The organism is Psychromonas arctica DSM 14288, assembly GCF_000482725.1.
GTDB lineage: Bacteria > Pseudomonadota > Gammaproteobacteria > Enterobacterales > Psychromonadaceae > Psychromonas > Psychromonas arctica.
In genome coordinates, this window is the sequence record NZ_AXWP01000085.1 from 1 (window position 1) to 8976 (window position 8976).

Annotated in this window: 9 protein-coding genes; 6 read left to right on the plus strand and 3 right to left on the minus strand. The window is 34.8% G+C overall.

Annotated elements, in window-relative coordinates; genetic code table 11:
* The 6 genes from H592_RS0111005 to H592_RS0111030 form a co-directional block, all read left to right on the plus strand.
* A partial coding sequence (locus H592_RS0111005) for a transposase (RefSeq protein WP_028868827.1) occupies window positions 1-333 on the plus strand: 333 nt, incomplete at its 5' end.
* Window positions 334-583: 250 nt separating this feature from the next.
* Window positions 584-1210: a class I SAM-dependent methyltransferase gene (locus H592_RS0111010; protein WP_028868828.1), complete on the plus strand. Its 627-nt coding sequence runs from the start codon at window positions 584-586 to the stop codon at window positions 1208-1210.
* Window positions 1211-2257 (plus strand): HNH endonuclease, encoded by a 1047-nt coding sequence (locus H592_RS22095; protein ID WP_037071633.1) that lies wholly within the window; start codon window positions 1211-1213, stop codon window positions 2255-2257. It abuts the gene before it with no gap.
* A gap of 58 nt (window positions 2258-2315) precedes the next feature.
* Entirely contained in the window at window positions 2316-3260 is a 945-nt protein-coding gene (locus H592_RS0111020) for a nuclease-related domain-containing protein (RefSeq protein ID WP_028868829.1), read from the plus strand.
* A gap of 125 nt (window positions 3261-3385) precedes the next feature.
* Window positions 3386-3784 (plus strand): (deoxy)nucleoside triphosphate pyrophosphohydrolase, encoded by a 399-nt coding sequence (locus tag H592_RS0111025; protein ID WP_028868830.1) that lies wholly within the window; start codon window positions 3386-3388, stop codon window positions 3782-3784.
* A 12-nt stretch (window positions 3785-3796) separates the two neighbouring features.
* Window positions 3797-7186, plus strand: a complete 3390-nt coding sequence (locus tag H592_RS0111030; RefSeq protein ID WP_028868831.1) for a DUF3427 domain-containing protein — start codon at window positions 3797-3799, stop codon at window positions 7184-7186.
* Window positions 7187-7249: 63 nt separating this feature from the next.
* Here H592_RS0111030 and rplQ read toward each other — a convergent pair whose 3' ends face one another.
* The 3 genes from rplQ to rpsD form a co-directional block, all read right to left on the minus strand.
* Complete coding sequence (rplQ, locus tag H592_RS0111035) at window positions 7250-7627, minus strand: 50S ribosomal protein L17 (protein ID WP_028868832.1); 378 nt, start codon at window positions 7625-7627, stop codon at window positions 7250-7252.
* Between the two features lie 35 nt (window positions 7628-7662).
* On the minus strand, window positions 7663-8649 hold the full coding sequence (locus tag H592_RS0111040) for a DNA-directed RNA polymerase subunit alpha (protein ID WP_028868833.1): 987 nt from the start codon (window positions 8647-8649) through the stop codon (window positions 7663-7665).
* A 25-nt stretch (window positions 8650-8674) separates the two neighbouring features.
* Window positions 8675-8976: 30S ribosomal protein S4 (rpsD, locus tag H592_RS0111045; RefSeq protein WP_028868834.1), on the minus strand; the 302-nt coding region annotated here is incomplete at its 5' end.

An 8976-nucleotide genomic window follows, 5' to 3' on the forward strand; every position in this document is an offset into this window, starting at 1 on the left:
AATGTCGAAGAATTTGTAAATAGATATCTATTACCAAAGCAGAAAGTAAGAACGGATGGTTATCCTTCACTCAATATTATAAATAAAACACAGCAGCACATTCCAAAAGTAACGCCTAGTGGGTTAGTTGATGAATGGCTTCCGTGGGTTCATATAGCAATTGGTAATTTGAAAACGTTCTTACTGGGTACTTTTCATGGTGTGACAGGAAAGTTTCTACAAGAATATCTTAATGAGTTCTGTTATCGCTTCAACCGTAGGTTTGTAGAAAAAGAAATACCTAATAGGTTGTTAAATTTAGCAATTTTTCATGCTCCAATTAAAACAACCTGAGTTAAATGCATAAGCATGTTAATTTATTCAGCCTGTTAACGTTTTAAGTATCACTTTTTTGTGATAAAACTAATTAAATATATGTAACTTATCTATTTGAATTAAAGCGCGTTCCATCAATCTATTTCCTTTTTAGATATTAAAGCTTTTAAACAAGATAGGTCACTCAGTTAACGCATTCTATTTTGCTTCTTGGGTATAAGTTGTACCTAAAAGACAAGCATAAGATAAATTTCAATTAGGTAAGTCGATGTCTGAAAGCTTTTACAATAAAAATGCAGAGCAATTAGCAGAATTGTATTTATCTAAAACGTTCGAACAAGTACATCAGTCGTGGCTCAGCTATTTAACACCGGTATTAAATACAAAAGATGCGCGTATTTTAGATTTAGGTGCTGGTGCAGGCCGTGATAGTAAATATATGGCAGAACAAGGCGCCAAGAATAATGTATCAATCACCGCGATTGAGCCTGCCTTAACACTTGCCCAATTAGGCAAGCAACAAACTCAAGATTTAAACGTCCGTTGGTTACAAGATTCACTCCCAGATTTACATGCCGTGACCAAACAAGAAGTCAGCTTTGATTTAATTCTGCTCAGTGCAGTGTGGATGCACATTCCTGACTCACAACGAGCACGTTCATTACGCAAACTCGCTAACCTACTAAAACCCGGTGGTAAACTCGTTATCTCATTGCGCCATGGCCCCAGTGGTGATGAACGTAATATGTTTGACGTGTGCAGCGACCGATTATTACAACGCAGTAAAAAGTGTGGTTTATTACCGCTATTAGTTACTGAAAACCATAAAGATATTCTCGAAAGAGAAGCAGTTAGTTGGCAAACAGTGGTGTTGCAACTTATGGTTAATAATTGAATGGAAATTTCAAGTAATCAACAAATTGATTTTATTGCTTATACCCAAAGGTTACTTGTTGAAGGAGAGTTCAATGCAACTTATAAATACGCTTTATTACATGCATTAGCTGATATTTGTATAGAAACTCCTTTAATGGATGATCCTAAACATCAATTAAAAATCCCATTAAGTACAATAGTTGAGAAATTTATTGCTATTTATTGGCAGCATGCGTTGCCATTTAACTCAGTAGAAAACAACATGAACACTTTACTGCATCAAAATGTAGGCAAGCAATCAGTGATCATTACAGAGTTAAGTCGTTGTCATAATTTAAATATTAAAAATATAAATAAACTTAAACAAAGCGATAACTGGAACGCAATTTACAAAAGTACTTTAAGAGTTATTAAAGAAGGGCCGTTATGGCGTTTACAGCTATTAGCAAAGAAAGAAGATTGCTTCTTGTATGCGCATAACAAAGGTGCTTCTTTTATTACACTAAATGCTGGTATCGCTTATTGCTTTCGCCGATTTTATGAACTGGTGACTCAAGTATCGCGTAACGCATGGATTGGAAAAATTCAAAGTATTCCAGCGAATCAACAAATCATTGGTAAACAGTCTCAACTAGATCCATTTTTATTTGGTATTAATCGTCAAGCAATTACCAAAGCAAAGCCAGTTTTAGAAGAAATTCAAAAAGGCAAATGTTTCTATTGCCAAAAGTCATTAACAACAAAAACCGAAGTAGATCATTTTATTCCATTTGCTAAATACTCCAATGACTTAGGGCATAACTTTGTTGTCGCTCATAGCAGTTGTAATAACAATAAACGTGACTATTTAGCCGCTTTTGAACATAGAGATCGGTGGTTTGAACAAAACATAATTAATCATCAAAAGAGTATTGATGATGAACTAAATTCTTATTTCAATTGTGATGCTAAAAGGTCTGAAGCTGTTACAAGTTGGGCGTATCAAGTTGCTCTAAAAAATAAAGCTCAATTTTGGCTTGCAAAGGGGCACTTTGAATCTGCTGAACATGAGTCAACGTTATCGTAATATTTTTATCCTAGTTTAGCTAAAGCTAAAACTAATATTTAATTTGGAATTTTTTTGTATGATCCTTAAAGATATGTCGCTAAAAAATACTATTTCACCAACTGCTAAAGCAGGACAAGAACAAGAGACTAATGTAGCTTTTTTTCTCAGAAGAGCGTTTAAAGATCACCCTCGTATATTCGTTATTAACGATTACAAATTTACTTATAATGATGAAACTGCACAGATCGATCACCTCATTGTTTACCCATATGGCTTCATTTTAATGGAATCTAAAAGTATTACTGGTGGAGTAAAAGTAAATAGTTATGGTGAATGGTCTCGAAGTTTTAATAATAATTGGACTGGAATGCCATCTCCAATTAAACAGGTAGAGCTGCAACAAAGGTTGCTTCGCGAATTATTGTTTGAAAATAGCCCTAGAATATTGACGAAACTATTAGGGATAAAACAACAATACTTTGGTTTTCGTTGTTGGGATAATATTTGTGTTGTTTCAAGCAACGCTATTATCGATAGAGAAACTATGCCTAGAAATGTTTCTGAACAATTAGTAAAGAGTGAGTTTTTAGTCGATAAGTTGAATAAGATTATGAACCTTAAAGGTCCGGTAGGGCGACTTTTAAGTATTACTGATTCTCGCCCAAAGTTTAGTGACTCTGAGTTGATATCTATAACAGAATTTTTAATGTCTCAAATTCAAATAAAAGCTGAAATTCTAGAAGAAAAAAGGCCTGCGATAGAGGCCATTGTTCATAATAATGTTGAATCTATTGTTAAGATTACATCGCGGTTGCAATGCAAAAGTTGTGGTGAGCCATCTGATTACACCGCTCTATGTGGCCGTTATGGCTACTATATAAAATGTAATAAATGTACGACTAATACTGCAATGAAAATAAACTGTGGAAGTTGCCAAAGTAAAAACGCTAAAGTATCAAAATTAGGTGAAAAATATTTTCTTAATTGTGGTGACTGTGAAGCATCAGAGCGATTATTGTAGTTTAATAAAAAATACTTATGGGGGGCAATGTTTTCATTCTTATCTTTTGAGTATTTCGTTAATGTAAAATATTAATATAATAAGGCACTTTTTATGTCTAGAAATTTAATAATAAAGGAATACCTTTGAAAAAATTAAATGTAGTTGCTGCAATTATCCAATGTGGCGAAGAAATACTTTGTGTTCAACGTGGGCCTGCCAAATTTGATTATATAGCGAAAAAATATGAATTTCCTGGTGGTAAAATTGAGCTTGGAGAGACAAAAGAGTCAGCAATCACTAGAGAAATTAAAGAAGAGCTTCATTTAGATATTGTCGACCCTCAATTTTTCAATACTGTTCATCATCAATATCCGGATTTCTTCATCATTATGCACTCTTTCATTTGTCCAGTTGAGCATAAAGATATAACCCTTACTGAGCACGTAAATCAAAAGTGGCTGAAAATTGATCAGTTACACACACTTGATTGGGCTGCCGCTGATATCCCAATAGTTGAAAAATTACAGAAAGAGCAAATATAAGAGTTCTAAAGCATGATATTAGATGAACTGAGTAAAAGCTTACAAACTGGTTTTGTTGATAAAGAATCAATATCTGAAAAGTTGTATCAACCAACATTATTGGTTAACAAAAAGACCCCTCCACAAAAAGTGCTCACTACGATTTTAGAGGAATTACGCTATTGCGATGAATTCTATATTTCCGTAGCATTTGTAACTACAAGTGGTATTGCTACCTTAATAAATACCTTTAAAGAACTCGAAAATAAAGGGGTTAAAGGTAAGGTCGTTGTCTCGCAATATTTAAATTTTACACAACCTGAAGCGCTTAGAAAGCTGCTGAAATTCACTAATATTGAACTGCGTATAGCCACCAAAGAAAATTCTCATTCAAAGGGATATTTGTTTAAAAAATCGGAATATTACAATCTCATTATAGGCAGTAGCAATCTAACTGCTTCAGCACTGGCGACAAATAAAGAATGGAACCTTAAAGTCTCAGCACTTCATTCGAGTAGTATTGTTGAAAAGATTATTGGGGAGTTTGATACAGATTTTCAAAATGGAACACCTGTCACTTTATCGTATATTGATGCCTATGAAGTTATTTACAACAAACAAAAATTACTTTCTAAAGCACATGAGTCAGTATTTGTTAAGCCTGTAGTAATACCAAATTCTATGCAGGAAGAAGCCTTAAAAAATATTAATAATTTGATAAACAAGGGAGCAACCAAAGCGCTACTTATTTCTGCAACAGGTACAGGTAAAACCTATTTATCTGCTTTTGATGCTAAGGCTTTCGAACCCAAACGATTACTATTTGTTGTGCATCGACGAACCATAGCAGAAAAGTCTATGGAAACGTTCCAGAGTGTTTTTGGTTCAAGTAAATCAATGGGATTATATTCAGGTTCTCAACAAGAGCTGGATAAAGACTTTTTATTTGCTACGGTGCAAACCATTTCAAAAGCAAACCATTTAGAGAAATTTAATAAAGACTATTTTGACTATATCGTAATCGATGAATCTCATCGTTCAGGGGCTGATTCATATAAGAGACTTCTAGAACATTTTCAGCCACGATTTTTATTAGGCATGACTGCGACACCAGAAAGAACTGATGGTGAAGATATTTTTAGCTTGTTTGATCATAATATTGCCTATGAAATTCGTTTAAATAGAGCGATGGAAGAAGGGATGCTAAGTAACTTTCATTATTATGGTGTTAGCGATCTTATAATTGATGGGGAAGAACAAGAAAATATCCGTGATTTTGCTTATCTTTCATCCGATGAAAGAGTTAAAAATATCGTTAAATACGCTAATTTTTATGGTTCAGATAATGGCATAACTAGAGGCCTCGTTTTTTGTTCCCGTAATGACGAGTCAAAAAAATTAGCCGAAATGTTTAATAAAAGTGGCTTTCGTTCCATAGCTCTCACAGGAGATAGTTCGGAAGAACAACGAAATGTGGCTATTAAATTATTAGAGTCTGACAACCTATCCGAAAAATTAGATTATATTTTTACGGTTGATATTTTTAATGAAGGTATTGATATCCCTAAGGTGAATCAAATTATAATGATTCGTCCTACGGAATCTGCCATCATTTTTGTACAACAATTAGGCCGAGGACTTCGTAAAGTTGACGGTAAAGGCTATCTGACTGTTATTGATTTTATTGGGAATTATAGTAACAATTACCTTATTCCAATTGCACTTTACGGTGACACGTCTTATAACAAAGATGCTTTGCGCAGAACAATATCAAGTGGCAGTAAACTTATCCCCGGAAGTTCTACGATCAACTTTGACTCAATTACTAAAACACTCATTTTTGAATCCATTGATTCCGCAAATATGGGGCTGTTGAAAGATCTTAAAAAAGATTATGACTTACTTAAGTATAAACTTGGCCGAATACCTATGATGATGGACTTTATTCAGCATGGTTCACGAGAACCATATCTATATGTTGAATACTCAAAGTCTTATTATAATTTTATATGTAAAGTGGAAAAAGCTACCGAGTATGATCTTGATGCAGAGCAGATAGTATTATTAAGCCAATTTGCATTGAACATCAATAATGCGAAAAGAGTGGAAGAATGCATCATTATGAAAGAGCTTATAACGAACCCTTTCTTAGAGACAAATGATTTCAAAAGCATCATTAAAGCTACGTATGGTTATTCTGTATCAGATGAGACGATAGAATCATGCATAATCAATCTTAATTTCAAATTTATAAAAAAAGAATCTTCTGTTATTGAGTTTGAAAATAATAAATTGAAACTCTCACAAGCGTTTAACCAACACTTGAAAAATGCTCTATTCAAAAACTTTCTTATCGATAACATTGAATATTCTATACACACATACAATAAGCGTTTCGAACTCAAAAACTATATAAATGGCTTTCAATTACATGGTAAATATACGCGTAAAGATGTATGCCGAATACTTAATTGGGAGAAAAATTATGATAGTACCGTTTACGGATATAAGATCTATCGTGATCAAGCCCCACTTTTTGTTACATACAGAAAGTTAGAAGACATTTCTTTAACTACTCAATATAACGACCATTTCATTAACCAAGATGAATTTGCATGGGAATCTAAAGCTGGAAGAAAACTTGATAGTAAGGATGTTGTTGCTATTCGAGATGCAGATAAAACCGGTCTTAATGTTTCCTTATTTATACAGAAAAGCAATAATGAAGGTGCAGATTTTTACTTTATGGGCAATGTTGATACTGTCACAGGCTCTTTAACTCAAGAGTATAAAGTTAATGATAAAAGCAAAAATGTACCAGTAGTTCATATGAAATTTAAATTACGAAATACTGTTCAAGATTCACTTTATATATATCTAACAGGTGAAGAAACCGTAGAAGTGAAGAAGAAGCCGACAACCCTAAAAGCAGTTTCAACTGCACCTTCAGAAGAAATTATTGATGATAAAGAACAAAATGTAATCCCATTTTATGACTTTTATACTGCTGCTGGTTCTTTTAGTGAAATGCAAGAAAACAAAGATTTTAATATGCTTGAAGTACCTGAAAAGTACTCTACAGAACGAAAGTATTTTGCATGTAGAGTCATTGGTGAATCAATGAATCGTCGCATCAAGAGCAATTCTATTTGCATATTCAGGGAGTCACTTGGTGGCTCTCGCAATGGTAAAATTGTTATTGTCGAAAACTATGGCAAAGACGATGAGGAATATAATTCATCATTTACCATTAAAACCTATGCCAGTGAAAAAAGAGTTTCTGATGATGGAGAGTGGGAACATTCGGTCATTTTATTAAAACCAAACTCTACCGAATCAAAGTTTAAGGACATTGTTCTTCATGAAGAAGATTGCGAAAATATGCGCATTGTTGGTGAGTTTGTTACCGTGTTAGAAGAATAATTATTTAATGAAATACAAAAAAGCCGAACATAAGTTCGGCTTTTTTTATGCGACTAAATAAGATTACTCTTCTTCAGCAACAACTGGACGGTCAACGAACTGGATATAAGCCATAGGAGCTTTATCGCCAGTACGGAAACCACATTTAATGATACTAGTGTATCCACCAGGACGAGTCGCGTAGCGAGGACCTAGTTCATTAAACAATTTTGCTACTGTTGCATCATCACGAAGACGAGCAAACGCTAAACGACGGTTAGCAACGCTATCCACTTTAGCTAATGTAATTAATGGCTCAATTACACGACGCAATTCCTTTGCTTTAGGCACGGTAGTTTTAATAACTTCATGCGTAGCAATCGAGATTGCCATATTACGAAACATAGCCTGACGGTGGCTGCTGTTTCGGTTAAGTTGACGTCCACTTTGACGATGGCGCATAACCTAATCCTTATTATTCGTGAATCGGTTTTAGACTAATCTTCAATTAAACTTGCTGGTGGCCAATCTTCTAAGCGCATGCCTAGAGATAATCCACGAGAAGCAAGTACATCTTTGATTTCAGTTAGAGACTTCTTACCTAAATTAGGCGTTTTTAGAAGTGCAACTTCAGTACATTGTACTAGGTCACCGATATAATGAATCGACTCTGCTTTCAAACAATTAGCAGAACGAACAGTGAGTTCTAAATCATCTACTGGGCGTAAAAGAATTGGATCAAATGCAGGCTTTTCTTCTTCAACTGGAAGTTGTACTTTTGTTCGTAAATCAACAAATGCGTCTAATTGCTCAGCTAAAATTGTAGCTGCACGACGAATTGCTTCTTCAGGCTCTAAAGTACCATCTGTTTCCATATCGATAATAAGCTTGTCTAAATCGGTACGTTGTTCAACACGCGCTGATTCAACACTGTAAGCTATACGCTCAACAGGGCTGAAAGTCGCATCTACTAATAGACGACCAATTGGACGCTCATCTTCTTCGCTATGCATACGTGATGAAGCTGGAACATAACCGCGACCTGATTCAATTTTAATACGCATGCTGATTTCAGCATTACCCGTTAAATTACAGATCACGTGTTCTGGATTGACTATTTCTACATCACCATCATGAATGATGTCGCCTGCTGTAACAGGACCAGCGCCAGATTTAGTTAAACTAACTAAAACTTCGTTTTTACCTTCAAGTTTTACAGCTAGACCTTTAAGGTTAAGAAGGATCTCTAGGATATCTTCTTGTACGCCTTCTTTGGTGCTGTACTCATGTTGTACACCATCAATTTCAACTTCTGTTACTGCCGTTCCCGGCATAGATGATAACAAAATACGACGAAGAGCATTACCCAAAGTGTGGCCGAAACCACGCTCTAGTGGCTCAAGAACTACTTTAGCTCTAGTTGTCGAAATTTGTTCGATATCAACTAATCTTGGTTTTAGAAAATCAATTACAGAACCCTGCATTTATGTCCTCTCTTAAAAATTAACTTTACTTAGAGTAAAGTTCGATGATTAACTGTTCGTTAATCTCAGCAGATAAATCTGAACGTTCAGGTTGACGTTTAAATTCGCCTTCCATCTTCGTTGTATCAACTTCAACCCAAGCAAGGGCTTCACGTTGACCAGCGATTTCTAATGCAGCGCCAATACGTGATTGCTTTTTAGCTTTTTCACGAATTGCGATAACATCGCTAGGTTTAACGTTAAATGAAGGGATATTTACAACTTTACCGTTCACTAAAATAGCTTTATGGCTAACTAGTTGACGTGATTCAGCACGTGTTGCGCCAA